This is a genomic window from Nonomuraea sp. NPDC004186 (assembly GCF_053603495.1).
In genome coordinates, this window is record NZ_JBSGFQ010000039.1 from 12,901 (window position 1) to 31,502 (window position 18,602).

Here is an 18,602-nt window from a genome sequence, read left to right on the forward strand (position 1 = left end):
GCAACTCCGTGCGGTGGCCCCTCATCTCCCCCCGAAAGGACGGCAACCCCGTGCGGTGGGACGGGCGTTTAAGGTGCTTCCCTTATTAAGGCAGTCGCCTTAGGGTTGAGGGCGACTCGTCAACGACAATGGGGGCGTCATGACCGAAACCATGCCCGATTACCCCTTCCCGCGCACGACGGCACTGGAGCCGCCGAAGGAGTGGGCCGAGCTGCAGGACCGCTGCCCCGTGGCCCACGTGCGGCTGCCCAGCGGCGACGCCGCCACGCTGCTGACCCGCTACGACGACGTCCGCGCGCTGCTCACCGACACCAGCTTCCAGCGCGGAGGCGAGGGCGCGGCGCGGGTGTCCACGACGGACGACGGCGGGATCTTCTCCCGCAGCAGCACCACCCGCATGCGGGAGGGCGAGGACCACCTGCGGTGGCGGCGGCTGCTCAGCAAGTCCTTCACCATCCGCAAGATGGAGTCCTGGCGCCCCCGGGTGCAGCAGATGACCGACGAGCTCATCGACGACCTGCTCAAGTCCGGCTCGCCCGCCAACCTGTCGGTCCAGCTGGGCCTGCCGCTGCCGGTGCGGGTCATCTGCGCCCTCGTCGGCGCCCCCAGCGAGGACCAGGACAAGTTCGCGCACTGGTCCCAGGTCATGCTGACGCTGACGCGCTACACGCAGGAGGAGGTGCTGAAGACGTACGAGGAGTTCGGCGCGTACACCTCCGCCCTCGTCGAGGAGAAGCGGGCGGACCCCGGCGACGACCTGCTCAGCGAGCTGACCCAGATCTCCGACAGCGAGGACGGCCGGCTCAGCCACGAAGAGCTGATCACCACCGTGATGGCGCTGCTGCTGGCCGGGCACGAGACCACGTCCAACATGATCGCCATCATGGCCGCGATGCTGCTCGCTGAGCCGGAGCGCTACCAGGCGGTCGTCGACGACCCGGAGCTGATCCCCGGCACCGTCGAGGAGGTGCTGCGGCTGGACAGCACGCTGAGCGTGGTCGGCTTCCCCAGGGTCGCCACCCAGGACTCCGAGTTCGCCGGCACCGCGGTGCGCGTGGGCAGCACCGTCATCCCGTGCCGGCCCGCGGCGAACCGGGACCCGCGCAAGTTCGCCGATCCGGACGCGTTCGACCCGCGCAGGGACAACGCCAACCAGCACCTGACGTTCGGCGCGGGCCCGCACTACTGCCTCGGGCAGCCGCTGGCCAGGCTGGAGCTGCAGGTCGTGCTCGGCACGCTCGCCCGCAGGCTGCCCACCCTGCGCCTGCGCGACAGCGCCGACGAGCTGAAGCTGCGCACCGGGCTGCTGTCGGGCGGGCTCCAGGACGTGTGGGTCACATGGTGAGCTCGCGATGACCGTTCAGGCGTCCGCGCGCGCGGTGACCGCCAGGAGCGCGATCATGCGTGCGGCGGAACGCCTGTACGCCACCGAAGGCTTCGCCGGGGTGTCGATCCGGCAGATCGGCGAAGCCGCCGGGCAGCGCAACAAGTCCGCAGTGCAGTATCACTTCACCTCCCGTGACGAACTCGTCAAGGCCATCCTGGCCGAGCACGCCGAGGCCATGGAGGTGCACCGGCTGGCGATGATGAGCCGGCTCGGCGATCCCGGTGAGATGTCGCCGCGCGACCGGATCCGCTGCGTGGTCCTGCCCCACATCGAACGCCACGTCGATCTGGGCGTCCCCTCCTGGTACGGCCGCTTCCTCGCCCAGGTTGTCGTCGAGCCCGCGCTGCGCGAGTACGCCGTCAGCGTCCACCTGGAGCGGCCGTCCCTGCGCCGCCTGTACGACGCCACGCGGGAGCCGGGCGAGCCCGATCCCGGCCGGGCCGCACGGCGGGAGGCCATGACCCGCGTGCTCATCGTGCACATGTGCGCCGAACTGGAACGCGACCTGGCCGCAGGCGACACCACCGCATCGGGACGAGATCTGGCCACCGGTCACGCCACCGCCGCGTCCGCCGCGACGGCCTGGCGGCGGCTGGGCGACGACCTCGTCACGGCGGTCTGCGGCCTCCTCGGCGCTCTGCGATCCGACCCACGCTGACCGCCGACCTGCGCTGACGGCCGACCGGCGCTGACGGCCGACCTGCGCTGGCCGCCGTCCAGCGCTGACCCCGTCCAAGGCCGACCTCCGTCCGGCGCTGACCAGCCGGTAAGAGCTGACCGCCGTCCGGGGGTGACCGCCGTCCAGGGCCGGCCACCGGGCAAGGCTGGGCGGCGCGCTTGTCCGTGACTTGGCCGCGGGTTGGGCGCGGCTCGGCGCGCGTCCAAGAAGTCGCGAAGTCCGCGACAAGTGCGCCTGCCTAACGTTGCCCCGTGGACGCCCAGCAGGGCATCCGGACCCCCGCCGAGCGGCGGGGTGCTCATCCGACTTCTCCCGGGAGGGGCCGCAGATGCCAGGCGAGACTTTCATCCTCACCGCGGACGGGAACGCGCGCGCCGAGCGGATGACCGTGCTGCTCGAACCCCGCTGGGCCGAGATCGCCGACGGCCGGACGGCGCCGCACGGCAACCCGTACCTCAGGGGCCTGATGTCCGCGCTGCTGTGGGCGGCGCTGGCCGTGCTCGGGTCGGTCATGTACGTGTTCGGCTGGGTGCTGTTCGGCGGCGGCGGCGCGTGAGAGGGCAGGTCACGGGGCTGAGCTCGTAATGAGCTAGTGTGCTATGGAATCAATAGCACGCCCGGTTCCGGGTGGTACCGGAAGGTAGGCTGGTCACCATGGCTGAACACCTCTCCGAGACCGTCGTGACGGACGGGAGCCCGCATGGCATCTCGTGCGACGTGCAGTTCGTCGACGTGTTCAAGGTGCTCGGCAAGCGCTGGAACGGCATGATCCTCGTCGCGCTGATGCAGCGGCCCGCGCGCTTCGGCGAGCTGGCCAAGTCGATCTCCGGGATCACTGACGGCATCCTGTCGGATCGCCTGCGGGAGCTGATGGCGGCGAGCCTCGTCGAGCGCCAGCTGGCCGACGGCCCCGCCACGGCGGTCCTCTACCGGCTCACCCCCATCGGCGAGGACCTGCGCGGCGCCTTCCAGGAGCTGCACGCCTGGGCCGCCCGCAACAACATCCACGAGCAGTGCGCCCCCTGACCGGCGGGCTTCACCGCCGGGCGAGGTCGATGAGCTCGGCGTAGAGGGAGAGCGTCTCGTCGATGCCCGGCTCGCTCTCGGGGCTGCGGCCGGACGTGGCGAACAGGACGTGGTCCACGCCGGTGCCTTCGAGCCCGGCCAGGTCGTCGGCGATCTGGCGCGGCGAGCCGCCCAGGAACGGCCGGTCGTCTCCCATCGGCTCGGCGATGATCGGCACGTTGGCCCTGGCGACCACGGTGACCGACTCCGGGTCGCGGCCGGACTCCTCGACCGCCGCCCGGAAGGCCTTGCCGAGGCCGAGCAGCGCGTCACGCGAGACGGCCACCGGATTGAGCCCGTCGGCGATGCGGGCCGCCCGCCTCACCCCGCCCGGCGTCATCGCGCCCAGCAGGATCGGCACCCGCGCCTGCACCGGTTTGGGGTTGATCTCCGACTCGGCGATCCGGGTGAACTTCCCGTCGTACGAGACGGGGTCCGGCCCCCAGCAGGCCCGCATGGCGGCGACGACCTCGTCCATGCCGGGCCCGATCCGGCTCATCGGCACCCCGGCCGCCTCGAACTCCTGCGGCATCCACCCCTGGCCCAGCCCCGCGACGACCCGCCCGCCGCTGAACTGGTCGAGGGTGGCGAAGCGCTTGGCCAGGACGGCGGCCGGGTGGAGCAGGGCGTCGATGATGCTGGTGCCGAGCTTGACGCGTGAGGTGAGCGCGGCCACGTAGCTCAGCGTCTCCAGCGGCTCGTAGGTCTGCCGGTAGACCTCGGGCACGGGCTGCGGCTCCCCGCCGCCCATCGAGACGGGCGCGACGGGCCGCAGCAGCCTCTCGTAGGTCCACACCGAGTCGTACCCGAGCCGTTCGGCCTCGCGTGCGACGCGGCCGATGTTCTCCGGGCCGGCCAGCGGGCCCGACGTGGGCAGGGCGATACCTAGTTCCATGCCCGAAGCGTACTCTATTTTTCGTAGTTTGCTAGGTAGTGATGAGTGAACTGCGGGAGTTGTAGCGCTTTCATGCGCGAGGGCGGCGTGTCATACTTTCCCTCCGAAATGTTCGAAGCTTGACCGAAACTTTCTGGAGGCCGGATCTATGCCCGATGGGCACTGGGTCACCACGTGGACGGCGATGCCGCAGCTCACCGAGCCGGGCAACCTGCCGCCCGCGCCGTACACGCAGGAGAACCTGGTCCTGGCCGACAGCACCGTACGGCAGACCCTGCGGGTGTCGGTCGGCGGGCAGCGGTTCCGGCTGCGCCTGTCCAACGCGTTCGGCGGCGCGCCGCTGCCCGTCACCCGCGTCACCGTGGCGCTCCCGGGCGGCGGGAAGGCCGGGGTGAGCGCGATCCGGCCGGAGAGCGTCCGCCCGGTGACGTTCTTCGGCCGGCCCTCGGCGGTCGTTCCGGTCGGGGCGCAGGTCGTGTCCGACCCGCTCGACCTCACGCTGGCCGCGGGCACCGTACTGACCGTGACCCTCTACCTGGCCGATGGCCAGGCCTCCACCGCCGTCACCTCGCACCCCGGCTCCCGGACCACCTCCTACCTCGCCAGGGGCAACCAGGCCGACGCGGCGGACCTCACCGGCGCCACCCCCGTCGACCACTGGTACTTCCTCAGCGGCCTCGAGGTCTGGGCCAAGCCCGCCACGGCGACGCTGGCCCTGGTCGGCGACTCGCTGACCGACGGCAGGGGCTCCACCACCAACCAGAACGACCGCTGGCCCGACCAGCTCTTCGACCGCCTGCAGGCCGACCGCCGCACCGCGGGCGCCGCCTTCGCCAACCAGGCGGCGGGCGGCAACCGCGTGCTCAACGACGGGCTGGGTCCCAACGTCCTGGCCCGCCTCGACCGCGACGTGCTCGCGCAGAGCGGCGTGAAGTGGCTGATCCTCTTCGAGGGCGTCAACGACATCGGCACCGCGGACGCCACCCAGGAGGCCCAGAAGAGGATCGCCGACGAGCTGATCGCCGCCTACGACCAGATCGTCGCGCGCGCTCACGCGCAGGACATCCGGGTGTACGGGGCCACGATCACGCCCTTCGGCGGCAGTTTCTACGACGACGCCCAGGGCTACCGCGAGGCGGCCCGGCAGACGGTCAACGACTGGATCCGCACGAGTGGCGCGTTCGACGCGGTGATCGACTTCGACCGGGCGCTGCGGGACCCGGCCGATCCCCGGCGGATGCTCGCGATCTTCGACGTGGGCGACCATCTGCACCTGAACCCGACGGGCTACAAGGCGCTCGCGGACGCGGTGCCCGCGCGGTTGCTGCACCGGTAGCGCGGGCGTCAGTCCCAGGGTTGCCGGTAGGACGGCTGGTAGGCGTGCAGGCGCAGGCGCAGGGTGAGGGTGACGGTGGTGCCGGCGGGCAGCTCCACCGTCAGGTGCGGGCCGTTCACCGGGGTCTCGGTGACCGACCGCACGGGCTCGTGGTGGACGTACTCGGTGTCGTGGCCGGTCCAGCCCGGCTCGGCGGCCGTGGCCGTGACGCCGGCGATCTCGTGCTCCCCGAACGCCCCCGCCTGCACGACCAGCACCCGGTCGGCGGTGGCGGAGAGGTTGACGAGCGTGACCACCGTGGTCTCGGGCTCGATCGAGCTGACCAGCGCCGCCACCTGCTCGGGCACGCCGGGACGGCGGCGTACGGCGTCGAAGTAGCGCACCCTGGCCTGCTGCAGGCCCCCGTTGTAGATGACCTGCGGCCCGCCCCACATGAGCTGCGTGAGGGCCTCGGTCACCACGGGGTTGACGTTCTGCCAGAGGTGGATGTCCGACTCGGGCAGGTCGCGGTCGGCGTTGTCGAGCAGCAGGGCGATGCGGCGGCGGGCCTGGGCGTGCGCGGCGGCGAGGATCTGCTCGGGATAGCCGGGGTTGTCGCCGCACAGGTACGCGTACCAGGGCTCCTCGTGCCCGGCCTCCTCCTTGTCGCGGAACGGCCGCACCGTGGCCCAGTCGTAGCCGGTCGCGGCGCGCAGCGCGTCCAGGCGGGCGCGGTCCTCCGGGGCGCCGGTGTGGTGCCAGAGCGCGAGCGGTACCGAGGTCTGGACCGGGTTGTAGTCGAACCAGCCCTTGTCGCTGTGCCGGTAGGGGATCAGCAGCGTCGGCACGTCCACGTCGGAGCCGAGGTGGGCGCGCCAGCGGCCCTGGTTGGCCGAGTCGCTCTGGCTGAACGGCAGCTTCACGCCCCTGGCGATGACCGCGTCCAGCAGCGACCTGATGAGGTCCAGGTAGCCGTCGTCGCGGGTGGCCAGGGCGGCGCTGAGGGCGCCGACGGCCGTCGCCTGGCCGATGCTGTACACGCCGTGCGGCCAGGTCCAGCCGTAGTGGCCGCCGTACCAGCGCCCGTCGAGCAGGCTGCCGACCACACCGTCGAGGCCGACGTTGTCGGGGACGACGCCGCCGTTCTCCTCGGCCCGGCGCCGCCAGGCTCCGACGTACTCGCGCAGCCAGGCGGCGTACCGCTCGTCTCCCGAGACGAGGTAGGCGTTGCAGACCAGGCCGGCCACGCTGAGGTTGCCGACCGCGTCGCCCCGGCCGAGGCGGCGCTGCATCTCGGCGCCCAGGCGGGGGTCGTCGGCGAGCGGCGGCACGGGTTCGCCGTCGGGGACGAGCCAGTCCAGCGGGTAGCCGTACTGCGCGGCTTCCGCCGGAGTCCACGGGTACGAGGGCGATTCGGACACCCCGTCCCGCGCGCCCCGGCTGCCGTTGTGCGGGGCCTTGATGATGCGGTGCGCCGGGTCGTAGTTGCCCTTGGCCGGGTCGAGGTAGAGGTCGGCGAACCTGGTCGCCCGCCCGGCCCAGGCCGCCGGGTCGGCGGCGGTCAGGAAGTACGTGAACAGCAGGCTCTCGCCCTGGTGGAACCAGTCGTAGCCGATCTCGAACTCGTCGGCGAACATGCCCAGCTCGGTCATCTGCCCGACGACGCCGTGCCAGTGCCGGGCGCTGCCGTCGAGCAGGTCGTCCGCGCCGCCCAGCAGGTAGAGCTGCGGCCAGTTGAAGAACGGCTCGAAGAAGTCGTCCGCGCCGTCGCGGGAGGACAGCCGGCCGGAGTACCGCAGCGAGCCGTCCGGCCTGGTGTAGCGGTCGGAGAACAGCCGCCACCCGCTGTCCAGCAGGTCGAGCAGGGCACGCTGGGCCAGCGCCCACGCCGGGGGGTCGAGGACGGGGACGCTGGCTTTCACGACGGTCATGTAACTCCTAGGAGAGGCGGTCATCCCTTGGTCGCGCCGGCGGTCAGCCCGGCGACCAGGAAGCGCTGGGAGAAGAGGAATACCAGCAGCACGGGAGCGATGGACAGCAGGGTCGCCAGGACGAGCTCGGGCGGCTGCACCTCGGCGTTGGCGCCGACGACGGGGTTGAACGTGGGGGTCGCGGCCAGCATCTGCGTGAGCCCGACCTGCATGGGGTAGTTGTCGCTGTCCGGCAGCATCACGTACGGCAGGAAGAAGTTGTTCCAGTTCGTCACGAAGCTGAAGAACGCGACCAGCGCGACCACCGGCTTGGCCAGCGGCAGCGCCACCCGCAGGAACGTCGCGCTCTCCCCGCACCCGTCCAGCCGCGCCGCGTCGAGCAGCTCGCCGGGGACGCTGGTGGAGAAGTAGATGTACGTCAGGTAGACGCCGAACGGGAAGAACGACATCGGCAGCACGACCGAGGCCGCCTGGTTGACCAGGCCGACGTAGCTGAGCTCCAGGAAGATCGGCAGCACCAGCGCGGTCCCCGGCATGAGCATCACGACCAGCGTGACGATCAGCAGCAGCCGCCGGCCGGTGAAGCTCATGAGCGCCATCGCGTAGCCGGCGGGGATGCTCACCAGCAGGGTCAGCGCCACGGAGAACGCCGCGTACGTGACGGAGTTGCCCATCCAGGTCAGCACGGCGCCGTCCTGGAAGGACATGAGGTGCTGCCAGTTGGTGACGAGCGAGCCGAGCGAGCCCGGCGACAGCGGGTTCCCGTGGATCAGGTCGGCCGGGCTCTTGGTCGAGGCGAGCACCAGCCACAGCATGGGGAGGACGAAGAACACCGCGAATACCAGCAGGAACGCGGTGACGAGCACTTTCGCGACAGCCCGCGCGGGGTCAGTCCGTGTCAAAGAGACCTCCCCGCGCGACGAACAGCCCGGCGCAGCACAGCGCCACGATGAGCAGGTCGACGGCGATCGCCGCGGAGCCGTTGAAGTCGTTCTGGTTGAAGGCGTACAGGTACGCGAGCTGGTTGATCGAGTAGTCGTTGCCCACCACGCCGAAGCTGGCCTGGGAGATGAGCTGCGGCTCGACGAAGAGCTGCGTGCCCGCCGCCAGGGACAGGATCAGCATGTAGACGATCCACTTGCGCAGCATCGGCAGCTGCACCCGCAGCGCGATCTTCACCGGCCCGGCGCCGTCCACCCGGGCGGCCTCCATGAGCTGGTGGGGGATCGTGTTGAGCGCGCCGTACATGACCACGATCCAGCCGCCCGCGCCGGTCCAGAACGCGATCAGGGTGAAGATCCACGGCAGGTGACCCGGCGAGATCACCTGCACGAAGGTCTCGCCCCAGAGCGCGCGGACGAGGTCGTCCACCGGGCTCACGGACGGGTCCAGCATGAACAGCCAGAGCAGCACGCTCGACGCGCCCGCCAGCGCGCCGGGGACGTAGTAGACGAACCGCAGCGCGGCCCGCGACCAGCCCGCGGTGAGCCGGTGGACCAGCAGCGCGAGCAGCAGGACCAGCACGGTCAGGGTGACCAGCCAGAGCACGAGGTAGGTCGCCACGTGCTCGACGGCGGCCAGGAACCGGAAGTCCTGAGCGGTCCTGACGAAGTTGGCGAAACCGGTGAAGACGCCGCGGGCATCGGTGAAGGCCAGATTGAGCGCGTACACCGTGGGCACGATGCCGAACGCGACCAGCAGCACCACGTACCCGGAGACGAAGACGTGCCCGGCGGAGAGCCGCAGTCTCGATCCGGTCACTTGGTGACCTGGTAGCCGAAGACCTGGGCCTGCTGCTCGATGGCCGTCTGCCACTCCGGCAGCAGCGACTCGACCGTCTTGCCCGCGGTCTGCCCGGGGATGACGGTCTTGGCCCAGACCGCCTCCTGGCTGAACTCGGGGGAGCCCCAGCCGGGCCACACCTGCCCGGCCGCGGCCGAGATCGGGCCGGCGAGGTCGCCGGCGTAGTAGCCGCTGTCCTGCTGCTTCTTGATCCACTTGGTCGCGGCGGGCGCGTACGCGGGATAGCCGGGGGAGAGCTCGACCTGGTACGCGTCGGCCGTCGCGACCCAGCCGATGAAGTCCTTGGCCGCGTCGAGGCGCGCGCTGTGCCGCGACAGCCACCAGGTGCCGCCGCCGACGTTGCCGGTCACCGGAGTGCTCTGGTCGGACCAGCGCAGGGCGTCACCCACGGCCAGCTCGCCCTTCGGGGTCTTGAGCGTGCCCTGGAAGACCGCGCCGCCGTACCACGCCGGGCCGGGCAGCATGAGCACCTTGTCGCCCTGGCTCTTGGCGAACTCGGGACCGAACAGGGACAGCATCGACATGGTCTTGTTCGCGACGAGCTTGTCCATCATCTTCGCGGTGCGCACGCACTTGGGGTCGGTCGCCTTGACGGTGATGGCCTTGGGCCCGGTGACCTGGTTGGCCGGGCACTCGCCGCCCCACATGTAGATCTCCGGCGCCCACGCGTCACCGGCCGTGCCGATGATGTAACCGGGGTGCTCGGCGGCCACCTTCTCGCCCAGCGCCTGGTACTCCTCCCAGGTGGTGGGCAAGGTGTAGCCGAACTTGTCGAGCAGCTTCTTGTTGTACCAGAGCACCACCTGGGCCAGGTCGTTGCGCAGGCAGTAGACCGTGCCGTCCACGGTGCACACGTCGAGCGCGCCCTTGGCGAAGCCGCTCAGCGTGGCGTCGTCGAGCAGGCCCTTGTTGAGCGGGGCGACGAACGCGTTGTCGCCCTGCGATGCCCAGGACGCGGTGTTGTTGTCCGTGGTGAACACGACGTCCGGCCAGCCCTCGCCGGCCCGGTCGAACAGCTGCACCTTGGTCTTGAGCGTGTTGGAGCCGTTGGCGTTGCCGTCGTAGGTGACGATGTCCAGCTGCACGTCGGGGTGTGCCTTCTGGTACGCCTTCGCGGCGTCGAGCCGGGTGGAGTCCACCCACACCAGGAGCTTGCCGGCCTTCTGCTCGGCGGGGGCGAAGCCGTACTGCGATCCGGCGGAGCCGGTCGGCTTCGCCTGGGTCGGGGCGTTGGGGGGAGCGCAGGCCGCGACGGCGAGCAGGGCCGCTGCCGCGGTGACCGCCAGGTGGGTGCGTCGTCTCATGGGGCTTCCTTCGGACAAGGCGGCTTGAGGTACGTAAACGCCGTGTTTCGGGATATGACATCATACGTGTGACGTATTCACAATGCCCTACACTGAAGGGCGTTCAGGCGGACGGGAGGATGCGTTGACTCAGCACGCGACTACGGGGCCGTGGGATTCGACGCGGGATCCGCAGCCGCCCGAGCGGGCCGGCAAGCGGCCACCGCGCCGGGTCCGCGGGGCCAAGCTGGGCACCACCGTGGTCGAGCAGCTGGTCGACGACATCGTGCGCGGGGCGCTGCCGCCCGGCACGGCGCTCCCGCCGGAGGCCGACCTCTGCGAGGAGTTCGGGGTCAGCCGGACCGTGATCCGCGAGTCGGTCAAGGTGATCCAGGAGAAGGGCCTGGTCAGGATCGAGCACGGCCGCGGCACCCAGGTCACCGACCCCCGGCAGTGGAACCTGCTCGACGACGTCGTGCTCACCGCCGTCATCGCGCACGACGAGAACGTGACGTTCCTGGACGAGCTGGTGTCCGTGCGCACCGCGCTGGAGGCCGAGATGGCCGCGGCCGCCGCACTGGCCCGCACCCCCGACGACGAGGAGCGCATCGGGGCCGAGCTGGCCGTCATGCGCGCCAACCTCGCCTCCACGCCCAACTTCGCCGCCGCCGACGTGCGCTTCCACGACATGATCATGGCCGCGTCACGCAACCGGCTGGGGCGGGCCATCGTCAACAGCATCCACGACAAGGCCCGTACGAGCATGCTCTACCACGGCGAGTACAACGAGGCCGTGATGCGCCAGACGCTGGCCGAGCACCAGGCCATCAAGGACGCGATCGCGGCCGGCGACCAGGAGGGGGCGGCGGCCGCGATGCGCAAGCACATCACCGATTCCTGGAACCGCCGCCGCCCGTAATAAGCCCTGACGCCATAGATCCGCGGGTCCGGCTCCATCTGGACGGGTGAGACCAGAGGAGAGCCCTTTTGCACCCCGACCAGCAGCGAGATTTCACCGAGTTCGTCGCCACGCGCTCGGACAGCCTGATCAGGCTCGCGTACGTGCTGACCAACGACCAGCACGCGGCCGAGGACCTGCTGCAGACGGCCCTGGCGAAGACCGCCGGACACTGGCGGCGGATCCGGGACAACCCGGAGGCGTACGTGCGCCGCGTCATGTACCACGAACAGGTCGGGCGATGGCGAAGTCCGCGCTGGGGCCGCGAACGCGTGGTCGAGGCGCCGCCCGATCGGGCCACGGGCGACCGGACCGGCGAGGTCGACACCCGCCTCAGCCTGGATCAGGCGCTGCGCGCCCTGCCGCCGCGCAAGAGGGCCGTCCTGGTGCTGCGCTACTACGAGGACCTTCCGGAGTCCGAGGTCGCCAAGATCATGCGCTGCTCGGTGGGGACCGTGCGCAGCCAGACCCACCAAGCCGTCGCCCGGCTGCGCGAGCTGGTCGGCGAGAACGTCACCCTGGAGGCCTGAGATGACCATCGACGAACAGCGGATCGCCGCGGAGTTCCGGCGGATGGCCGCCGAGGCCAGGCCCGTCGACGCCCTCGCGCACGCCCGGCGGGCGCGGACCGGCGCGCTGCGGCGCCGGCGCGCGGCGTGGTCGCTCGCCGGGCTCGCGGCGGCCGCCTCCCTGGTCACGGCGGTGATCGTCGTGCTTCCCTCCGGCGACTCCGGCCCGGACACCGCGGCGGAGGTCGCCCGGCTGCCGGAGAACACTCCCGAGCAGTTGCAGGTCGTACGCGAGTGCATGCCCAACGGCGGTCCCGTCCACAACATGGACGGCAACCTGCGCCTCCCCGAGCAGGGCTCGGTGGAGGACTTCCGGGTGCTGGCCGAGTACCGGGACAAGAAGGGCATGACCGCCCTGGTCGGCAGCCTCGCCGGCTTCGTCCTGTGCACCCCGACCACGCAGAAGGACATGGCGGAGCGGGCGGTCTTCACGTACTGGGGGTTCAAGCCGCCCGGGGACCTGACCGGCTTCCAAGGGGATCTCCAGGTGGACGCGTACACCTCGCACACGCATTCGTACGCGACGGGGCCGCAGCGGATCCAGCACGACGACATGTACCGGGTCGTCGTCGGCCGGGTCACCTCGGGCGTGCGCCGGGTGGAGATCGACTGGGCGGACGGGCGGCGCACCGACGCGCGGCTGGCGGGCGGCTTCTTCATCGCCCGGGTGCCGGGGAAGCTGGCGCGGGATCCCGAGGACGGGTCGATGACGCTGCTGGACTCCCCGCCGGTCACGGTCACCGCGTACGGCTCGCAGGACCAGGTGCTGGGGCGGCAGAAGGACGTGAAGTTCGGCCCCCTGGGCTAGGGGAGCGGCTCCTGAGATCGCCGGCGGTCGTCGGCAAAAAGTTCGTGCGGACGTCCGCGACACGCCGTAGCGAACCGCTCTTTGCTGGCATTAGTGGGCACTTTTCGACGTAACTCGACATAAGAGGTCCGTGTCGGGTTCGGGGGACAAGAAGGGCCGGGCCGGAGGATCGCTCATGTACCGTCTGCTGGGTGCCGTCGTCATCACCGCACTGGCCGTCATGGCGAGGCCCGCCGCTGCCGCGCCGTGGGAGGTCGACAACATCGCGCATCGGGGCGGATCCGGGTACGCGCCCGAGAACACCATCGTGGCCTGCGAGGTGGCCCGGGCCAAGCGGGCCACCATGTGCGAGTACGACGTCCAGCAGACGAAGGACCAGCGGCTCATCCTGATGCACGACGAGACGCTGGCCCGCACCACCAACGTCGAGCAGGTTTTCCCCGGCCGCTCCCCGTGGCGGGTCGCCGACTTCACGCTCGCGGAGATCCAGCGCCTGGACGCCGGCTCGTGGTTCTCCTCCCAGTTCCAGGGCGAGAAGGTGCCCACCCTGGAACAGGGACTGCGGGAGATGAGCAGGAGCGGGGTCGGGATGCTGCTGGAGATCAAGCACGATCCGGCCAGCACGGACATCGACGAACGGGTGGCCGCCGAGCTGAGGAAGTACCGATCCCTGTGGAAGGGCAGGCGGCTGGCCGTGCAGGCGTACAACTGGGAGTCGATGCGGAACCTGCACGAGATGATGCCCGACCTCCCCGTCTCGTTGATGGGCAAGCCGGACGCCTCCCGGCTGGAGGACCTGGCCGGGTTCGCCGCCGCGGTCACGGTGCCGCACAGCGGCCTCACCGCGACCTACGTCAGGCAGGTCCACGAGCACGGCATGCGGGTCTACACGTGGACGACGGACCGGCGGGCCGTCATCCGCCGCCTCATGTCGTACGGCGTGGACGGCATCATGACCGGGCGGCCCGACCAGATCGACGCCGTCAAGCGCCGGGCCATGCGCGTGGTCATGAGGGCTGGCGGAGGTCGGCTATGAGGTCGTCGCCGGAGGCCGCGAGCCGGTGCTCGATGACGTCGGCGAGGTCGGTGTCCATGTCGGGCCCGTAGAAGTCCTCGGCGAGGTCGAGGTGGCGGCGCATCGCCTCGCGGGCCCCGTCGGGGTCGCGGTCGAGGATGGCCTCCAGGATCACGGTGTGCAGGGGCTCGCCGGCCTCCCGGACCTCGCGGTCGCTGAGGCTGCGCAGCATCAGCCCGTAGGTGAGGTCCTGGATCGCGGTGAACATCATGTGGATGACCGGATTGCCCGAGGCCCTGGCGATGGTCTCGTGGAAGGCGAGATCGACCCGCGCCCTGGCGTGCACGTCGCCCGGCCGGGCGAAGAGCTGGTGGACCCGCAGCAGGTCGGTACGGTCGCGCTTGCTCGCGTTGGCCGCGGCCAGGCTCGCCGCCTCGGTCTCCAGCATCACCCGCGCCCGCATGAGCTGGCGGGCGGTCACCCCGGCGGCGCGGGCCGCGAGGTTCATCGGCCGCATCAGGTTCTCGGCCGTGTAGTGGCGGACGAAGCTGCCCCGCTGCGGCGAGACCTCGATCAGCCCGCGCTCCTGCAGGGCCTTGAGGACCTCCCGGATGACCGGGCGGCTGACCGCGAACTCGGTCGCCAGGTCCCGCTCGGAGGGCAGGCGCACGCCGGGGGCCCAGTGTCCGGTCAGGATCCGGTCTTCGAGAACGGCGATCAGCGCACCCGGACTGGTCGGCGGCTTTCCCCCGATATTGGGTTCGGCGGGACTCTCGAGTGACGGTTTCCTCCCGCGCTCAGCGGTCATGCCGACCACGGTAGCGGCTCGCCGCCGGTGCCGAGCCGCGCTCCGTGCCAGCACGCCCGCCCATCCGGGCCGAACAGGTGAAGATCGGTCAACGGCACATAAAAGGTCGCGCGTTCCCCGTCGCGCGGCCCGGTGCGGGGCGGCACGCGGGCGACGATCGCCCGGCCCGTGTCGTCACGCAGGTGCAGGATGCTCTCGTTGCCGAGGTTCTCCCGGTACGACAGCGTCGCCTCGATGGGCAGGGCGGCCCCGTCGTCGGCCCGTACGCGTACGGACTCGGGCCTGAACCCGACGCGCACCGACTCCGGCAGTCCGTCCGGCAACCGGGGCAGCCGCCAGCGCAGGTCGCCGCTGATCAGCTCCACCCCGTCCGCGCCCGCCCGCGCGGTGGCCTCGATCAGGTTCATCTGCGGGCTGCCGAGGAACGTGGCGACGAACACGGTGGCCGGCTGCTCGTAGATCTCGGTCGGGGTGCCGATCTGCGCGAACTCGCCCTCGTTGAGCACCGCGACCCTGTCGCCCATGGTCATGGCCTCGACCTGGTCGTGGGTCACGTACAGGACGGTCCCCTTGGTGCGGCGGTGGAACTCGATCAGCTCGGCCCGCATCTGCACGCGCAGCGCGGCGTCCAGGTTCGACAGCGGCTCGTCCATGAGGTACGCGGCCGGCTCCCGGATCATGGCGCGCCCGAGCGCGACCCGCTGCCGCTGGCCGCCGGAGAGCTGGCCCGGCTTCTTCCTGAGCTGGTCGGCGAGCCCGAGCACGCGGCTGGTGTCCTCGATCCGCTGCCGGATGACGTCCTTCGGCACGTGATGGGCACGCAGCCCGAACGCCAGGTTGCCCTCGACGCTCAGATGCGGGTAGAGGGCGTAGTCCTGGAAGACCATGCCGATCCCGCGGTCGCCTGGGTGGGCGTGGGTGACGTCCTTGCCGCCGACCGTGACCCGGCCGGCGCTGACCGGCTCGATCCCGGCGACGATGCGCATCAGCGTGGACTTCCCGCACCCCGACGGGCCGACGATCACCAGGAACTCCCCGTCGCGGACGTGCAGGTCGACGTCGGCGAACAGCACCTGGCCGCCGTACCGCTTGGTGACCCGCTCGATGCGGATGCCGTCGGTCATCGCTTGACTCCTCCGAGGGTGAGGCCCGAGACGTAGTAGCGCTGCAGCAGGGCGAACAGGACGAGCGGCGGCAGGATCGACAGCAGCGCCGCCGCGGTCTGCAGGTGGTAGACGATCCCGTGCTCCCCCTCGAAGGACGACAGCGCGAGCGGCAACGTCCACAGCTCCTGCTCGCTGGCCGCGATCAGCGGCCAGATGAGGTTGTCCCACTGGGCCAGGAACTGCAGCAGCAGCACCGTGAGCAGGGCCGGGCGCAGCAGCGGGACGGCGATGAGGAAGAAGATGCGCAGCTCGCCGGCGCCGTCCACCCGCGCGGCGTGCAGCATCTGCGCGGGGATGCCCAGCGCGAACTGCCGGACCAGGAAGACGCCGAGCGCGCTGGCCACGAACGGCGCGATCAGGCCCTGGTAGCTGTTGAGCCAGCCGATCTCGCTGAGCGCCACGAACACGGGGATCATGACGACCGCCGGGGTCAGCGACAGCGCGATGATCACCAGGTTGAGCAGCGCGGCCCGCCCCGGGAAGCGCAGCCGGGCCAGCGCGTACCCGGCCGCCGCCGAGATCGCCACGTCCAGCACGGAGACCGCCGAGGCGATGACGAGGCTGTTCAGCAGGTAGCGCGGGAACCGGCCGTCGGTCATGATCTCGCCGAGGTTGTCGAACAGCGCGAACCCGTGGAAGCGCAGCCCGGACAGGTCGCTGTCGTCGGGTGCCGAGGCGAGCACGACCATGGAGTAGAGCGGCAGCAGCATCAGCGCCACGAAGCCGACGAGGGCCACGACGGTGAGCGAGCGGCGGATTCTCATTCCTCGTCACTCCTGATCAGCTTGAACTGGGTGAAGGCGAAGACCAGCAGCACCACGAGCAGCACGATCGCGATCGCCGAGGCGTAGCCGAACCGGGAGAAGGAGAACGCGTTGTTGTACAGGTAGAGCGGCAGCACCTGGGTGGCGTTGACGGGCCCGCCCTTGGTGAGCAGGTAGGCCGGCACGAACGACTGCATGGCCCCGGTGACGGCCACCACGATCACGAAGGTGAAGGTGCGGCGCAGCAGCGGCACGGTGATCAGGAAGAACGTCCGCAGCGTGCGGGCGCCGTCGATGGCCGCGGCCTCGAAGACGTTGGCCGGCAGGGCCTGCAGCCCGGCCACGAAGATGATCACATAGAGGCCGACGTACTTCCAGATGACCATCACGAGCAGCGCCCAGATGGCGTAGCCGGAGTCGGTGAGCCACGGGCGGGCCCCGACGAGGGTGTCGGCGAGCCCGCCGGTGGAGTAGATGACCTGCCACAGCACGGTGGCGCCGACCAGCGGCATCACCGCGGGGACGAAGATCAGGCCGCGCAGCCAGGCCCGCAGCCGGCCGGGCTTGGCCAGCGGCACGGCCACGACCAGCGCGATCACGATGGTCGGGCCCACCGCGAAGACCGTGTAGAGCACGGTCACCCACACGCTGCTCCAGAACTCCGCGCTGGTCGCCATCTCGCGGTAGTTGTCCAGGCCCACCCACTGCGGGGTGCCCGACAGGTCGTACGAGGTGAAGCTCAGGTAGAGGGCCGCGAGCGCGGGCAGCGCCCAGAACAGGACGAAGTACACGATCGCCGGGGCGGCGAGGCCCGCGCCCGCGCGGGCCTCGACCCCGGCCATGGTGGCCCGCCGTGCGGCGGTCATTTGAGAATCCGCCCCACCGCGGCGTCGAAGGCGGCCGCGGCCTCCTGGGCGGACCGCTGCTTGTGGATCACCGACTCCAGCGCGTCGAGCAGCGCCTTCATCGTCTCGGTCCACTGGGGCAGGACCGGGCCGAAGTCGGTGTACGGGAGTTGCTCCTCCAACTGCTGGCTGGCCTTGTCGCGGGCGCTCGGCAGCTTCTGCCAGCCGGCCGCCGGGGTGACCAGGCCGGTGGCGGCCAGCTGCTGGTCGACATGCTCGGACGTGGACAGCCAGTTAACGAAATGCCAAGCCGTATACGGATTTTTCGCCTTTTTGGCGACCATCCACCCCCATGAGTAGCCGGAGGCCACCTTCTCCCTGCCCGCCCAGTTCGGCACGACGGTGCTGTCGAAGGTCTTGCCCAGCTCGGCCTTGGCATTGAGCGCCGGGATGAGGCTGGAGGTGAACCGGCCGGACACCAGCATGGCCGCCGTGCCCTTGGCGAACAGGCCGAACGCGCCGACCGGGTCGTTCAGCTTGGGGTTGCCCTGGCGGCCGTAGTATTCGAGCGCCTGCAGGCCCGCCGGGGTGTTCAGCCCGCCGCGTCCCGTGCTCCCGTCCACGATCTTCCCGCCGAGGCCGTTGATCAGCGGGATGAAGTTCAGCATCGCCCAGATGTTGTCGGCGAGCTGCCACTGGAGCCCGACCTGGGAGCCCGTGGTGAGCTTGGCGTTGAACTCCTCGACCTCCTCCCAGGTCGTCGGAGGCTTGTCGGGGTCGAGCCCGGCCTGCTCGAAGCGGTCGCGGCGGTACCAGAGGTGGACCGAGTTGAAGTCGATCGGGACGCCGTAGACCTGGTCCTTGTAGGTGAGGGCGGCGAAGGCGTTCGTGTCGAACCTGGTCTTGAGCTCGTCGATGGAGCCGGCTCCGAACTCCGCCGGCGGCAGCGGCGCGACCTGTCCCTTGGACGCCCGCTCGGCGAGGGTCCAGGCGCCGACCTTGATCAGGTCCGGTGGCGAGCCCGTGGTGAACGCGGTGGAGAGCTTGGTGTCGAGGTTGGCGATGGGGATGTACAGCGGTTTGACGGTGACCTTCGGGAACTGGCGCTGATACTCGGCGATCTTGGCGTTGAAGTATTTGGTGTTCGCCTGCTCCTCGTGCATCCAGACGTTGACCGTGCCCTGGGGCCCGGACTCCTTGGAGCCGACCGGGGCGCCGCTCGACCCGCAGGCGGCCAGCGGGGTCGCCAGGCTCAGCAGGGCGGCGCCGCGTAGGAGGTCTCGACGGGGGATATCACTCATGTGTCCGGTT

At 70.6% G+C, this 18,602-nt stretch carries 19 protein-coding genes; 9 read left to right on the forward strand and 10 right to left on the reverse strand.

The features are described from left to right. Positions 1–139: 139 nt before the first annotated feature. From ACWEPL_RS29080 to ACWEPL_RS29095, 4 genes are all read left to right on the forward strand, one after another. Positions 140–1,345: a cytochrome P450 gene (locus tag ACWEPL_RS29080; protein ID WP_363982263.1), complete on the forward strand. Its 1,206-nt coding sequence runs from the start codon at positions 140–142 to the stop codon at positions 1,343–1,345. Positions 1,346–1,352: 7 nt separating this feature from the next. Next, positions 1,353–2,045: a TetR/AcrR family transcriptional regulator gene (locus tag ACWEPL_RS29085; protein WP_363982260.1), complete on the forward strand. Its 693-nt coding sequence runs from the start codon at positions 1,353–1,355 to the stop codon at positions 2,043–2,045. A gap of 349 nt (positions 2,046–2,394) precedes the next feature. Next, positions 2,395–2,622 carry a hypothetical protein gene (locus ACWEPL_RS29090; protein WP_452438017.1) on the forward strand — a complete coding sequence of 76 codons (228 nt, stop codon included), beginning with the start codon at positions 2,395–2,397 and terminating at the stop codon, positions 2,620–2,622. A gap of 98 nt (positions 2,623–2,720) precedes the next feature. Further along, positions 2,721–3,092 (forward strand): winged helix-turn-helix transcriptional regulator, encoded by a 372-nt coding sequence (locus ACWEPL_RS29095; protein ID WP_363982253.1) that lies wholly within the window; start codon positions 2,721–2,723, stop codon positions 3,090–3,092. Between the two features lie 10 nt (positions 3,093–3,102). Here the strand turns inward: ACWEPL_RS29095 and ACWEPL_RS29100 are convergent, their stop codons facing one another. Beyond that, positions 3,103–4,026: a TIGR03619 family F420-dependent LLM class oxidoreductase gene (locus ACWEPL_RS29100; RefSeq protein ID WP_452438018.1), complete on the reverse strand. Its 924-nt coding sequence runs from the start codon at positions 4,024–4,026 to the stop codon at positions 3,103–3,105. A 148-nt stretch (positions 4,027–4,174) separates the two neighbouring features. On the opposite strand from ACWEPL_RS29100, the gene ACWEPL_RS29105 reads away from it, so the two are divergent. After that, positions 4,175–5,362, forward strand: coding sequence for an SGNH/GDSL hydrolase family protein (locus ACWEPL_RS29105; RefSeq protein ID WP_452438019.1), 1,188 nt, complete (start codon positions 4,175–4,177; stop codon positions 5,360–5,362). A gap of 8 nt (positions 5,363–5,370) precedes the next feature. Here ACWEPL_RS29105 and ACWEPL_RS29110 read toward each other — a convergent pair whose 3' ends face one another. The 4 genes from ACWEPL_RS29110 to ACWEPL_RS29125 are packed head-to-tail and all read right to left on the reverse strand — an operon-like array spanning position 5,371 to position 10,379. Further along, a complete protein-coding gene (locus ACWEPL_RS29110) occupies positions 5,371–7,272 on the reverse strand; it encodes a hypothetical protein (RefSeq protein ID WP_452438020.1) in 1,902 nt (633 codons plus the stop codon). Positions 7,273–7,292: 20 nt separating this feature from the next. After that, positions 7,293–8,174 (reverse strand): carbohydrate ABC transporter permease, encoded by an 882-nt coding sequence (locus ACWEPL_RS29115; protein ID WP_363982240.1) that lies wholly within the window; start codon positions 8,172–8,174, stop codon positions 7,293–7,295. Next, positions 8,161–9,033 (reverse strand): carbohydrate ABC transporter permease, encoded by an 873-nt coding sequence (locus ACWEPL_RS29120; protein ID WP_350740925.1) that lies wholly within the window; start codon positions 9,031–9,033, stop codon positions 8,161–8,163. The genes ACWEPL_RS29115 and ACWEPL_RS29120 overlap by 14 nt, the downstream gene beginning before the upstream one ends. Next, the gene (locus ACWEPL_RS29125; protein ID WP_363982234.1) at positions 9,030–10,379 is read right to left on the reverse strand and encodes an ABC transporter substrate-binding protein; all 1,350 of its coding nucleotides are present in this window, start codon (positions 10,377–10,379) and stop codon (positions 9,030–9,032) included. The genes ACWEPL_RS29120 and ACWEPL_RS29125 overlap by 4 nt, the downstream gene beginning before the upstream one ends. 124 nt (positions 10,380–10,503) lie before the next feature. Here ACWEPL_RS29125 and ACWEPL_RS29130 point away from each other — a divergent pair, with 124 nt between their 5' ends. The 4 genes from ACWEPL_RS29130 (at position 10,504) to ACWEPL_RS29145 (ending at position 13,729) form a co-directional block, all read left to right on the forward strand. Continuing rightward, positions 10,504–11,277 (forward strand): FadR/GntR family transcriptional regulator, encoded by a 774-nt coding sequence (locus ACWEPL_RS29130; RefSeq protein ID WP_363982231.1) that lies wholly within the window; start codon positions 10,504–10,506, stop codon positions 11,275–11,277. A 68-nt stretch (positions 11,278–11,345) separates the two neighbouring features. After that, positions 11,346–11,846: a SigE family RNA polymerase sigma factor gene (locus tag ACWEPL_RS29135; RefSeq protein ID WP_355211169.1), complete on the forward strand. Its 501-nt coding sequence runs from the start codon at positions 11,346–11,348 to the stop codon at positions 11,844–11,846. Position 11,847: 1 nt separating this feature from the next. Beyond that, positions 11,848–12,693, forward strand: coding sequence for a hypothetical protein (locus tag ACWEPL_RS29140; RefSeq protein ID WP_452438021.1), 846 nt, complete (start codon positions 11,848–11,850; stop codon positions 12,691–12,693). A gap of 175 nt (positions 12,694–12,868) precedes the next feature. Then, positions 12,869–13,729, forward strand: coding sequence for a glycerophosphodiester phosphodiesterase (locus ACWEPL_RS29145; RefSeq protein ID WP_363982222.1), 861 nt, complete (start codon positions 12,869–12,871; stop codon positions 13,727–13,729). Here the strand turns inward: ACWEPL_RS29145 and ACWEPL_RS29150 are convergent. From ACWEPL_RS29150 to ACWEPL_RS29170, 5 genes are read right to left on the reverse strand one after another with little or no spacing between them, the layout of a single operon-like run. After that, positions 13,701–14,516, reverse strand: a complete 816-nt coding sequence (locus ACWEPL_RS29150; protein ID WP_350740937.1) for a FadR/GntR family transcriptional regulator — start codon at positions 14,514–14,516, stop codon at positions 13,701–13,703. The two genes, ACWEPL_RS29145 and ACWEPL_RS29150, sit on opposite strands and share 29 nt — an antisense overlap. After that, the gene (locus tag ACWEPL_RS29155) at positions 14,513–15,640 is read right to left on the reverse strand and encodes an ABC transporter ATP-binding protein (RefSeq protein WP_363982216.1); all 1,128 of its coding nucleotides are present in this window, start codon (positions 15,638–15,640) and stop codon (positions 14,513–14,515) included. The genes ACWEPL_RS29150 and ACWEPL_RS29155 overlap by 4 nt, the downstream gene beginning before the upstream one ends. Further along, a complete protein-coding gene (locus ACWEPL_RS29160; protein WP_350740941.1) occupies positions 15,637–16,446 on the reverse strand; it encodes a carbohydrate ABC transporter permease in 810 nt (269 codons plus the stop codon). Before ACWEPL_RS29160 ends, ACWEPL_RS29155 begins: the two co-directional genes overlap by 4 nt. Then, positions 16,443–17,312, reverse strand: coding sequence for a carbohydrate ABC transporter permease (locus ACWEPL_RS29165; protein WP_452438022.1), 870 nt, complete (start codon positions 17,310–17,312; stop codon positions 16,443–16,445). The genes ACWEPL_RS29160 and ACWEPL_RS29165 overlap by 4 nt, the downstream gene beginning before the upstream one ends. Then, a complete protein-coding gene (locus ACWEPL_RS29170) occupies positions 17,309–18,592 on the reverse strand; it encodes an extracellular solute-binding protein (protein ID WP_452438023.1) in 1,284 nt (427 codons plus the stop codon). Before ACWEPL_RS29170 ends, ACWEPL_RS29165 begins: the two co-directional genes overlap by 4 nt. Between the last annotated feature and the right edge of the window lie 10 nt (positions 18,593–18,602).

Bases quoted from the DNA above. Each gene is read 5' to 3' on its own strand.
- ACWEPL_RS29095 (WP_363982253.1), top strand. From the start codon at position 2,721: ATGGCTGAACACCTCTCCGAGACCGTCGTGACGGACGGGAGCCCGCAT.
- ACWEPL_RS29110 (WP_452438020.1), bottom strand. From the start codon at position 7,272: ATGACCGTCGTGAAAGCCAGCGTCCCCGTCCTCGACCCCCCGGCGTGG.
- ACWEPL_RS29165 (WP_452438022.1), bottom strand. From the start codon at position 17,312: ATGACCGCCGCACGGCGGGCCACCATGGCCGGGGTCGAGGCCCGCGCG.
- ACWEPL_RS29080 (WP_363982263.1), top strand. From the start codon at position 140: ATGACCGAAACCATGCCCGATTACCCCTTCCCGCGCACGACGGCACTG.
- ACWEPL_RS29140 (WP_452438021.1), top strand. From the start codon at position 11,848: ATGACCATCGACGAACAGCGGATCGCCGCGGAGTTCCGGCGGATGGCC.
- ACWEPL_RS29085 (WP_363982260.1), top strand. From the start codon at position 1,353: ATGACCGTTCAGGCGTCCGCGCGCGCGGTGACCGCCAGGAGCGCGATC.
- ACWEPL_RS29090 (WP_452438017.1), top strand. From the start codon at position 2,395: ATGCCAGGCGAGACTTTCATCCTCACCGCGGACGGGAACGCGCGCGCC.
- ACWEPL_RS29150 (WP_350740937.1), bottom strand. From the start codon at position 14,516: ATGACCGCTGAGCGCGGGAGGAAACCGTCACTCGAGAGTCCCGCCGAA.
- ACWEPL_RS29125 (WP_363982234.1), bottom strand. From the start codon at position 10,379: ATGAGACGACGCACCCACCTGGCGGTCACCGCGGCAGCGGCCCTGCTC.
- ACWEPL_RS29145 (WP_363982222.1), top strand. From the start codon at position 12,869: ATGTACCGTCTGCTGGGTGCCGTCGTCATCACCGCACTGGCCGTCATG.
- ACWEPL_RS29105 (WP_452438019.1), top strand. From the start codon at position 4,175: ATGCCCGATGGGCACTGGGTCACCACGTGGACGGCGATGCCGCAGCTC.
- ACWEPL_RS29160 (WP_350740941.1), bottom strand. From the start codon at position 16,446: ATGAGAATCCGCCGCTCGCTCACCGTCGTGGCCCTCGTCGGCTTCGTG.
- ACWEPL_RS29170 (WP_452438023.1), bottom strand. From the start codon at position 18,592: ATGAGTGATATCCCCCGTCGAGACCTCCTACGCGGCGCCGCCCTGCTG.
- ACWEPL_RS29155 (WP_363982216.1), bottom strand. From the start codon at position 15,640: ATGACCGACGGCATCCGCATCGAGCGGGTCACCAAGCGGTACGGCGGC.
- ACWEPL_RS29100 (WP_452438018.1), bottom strand. From the start codon at position 4,026: ATGGAACTAGGTATCGCCCTGCCCACGTCGGGCCCGCTGGCCGGCCCG.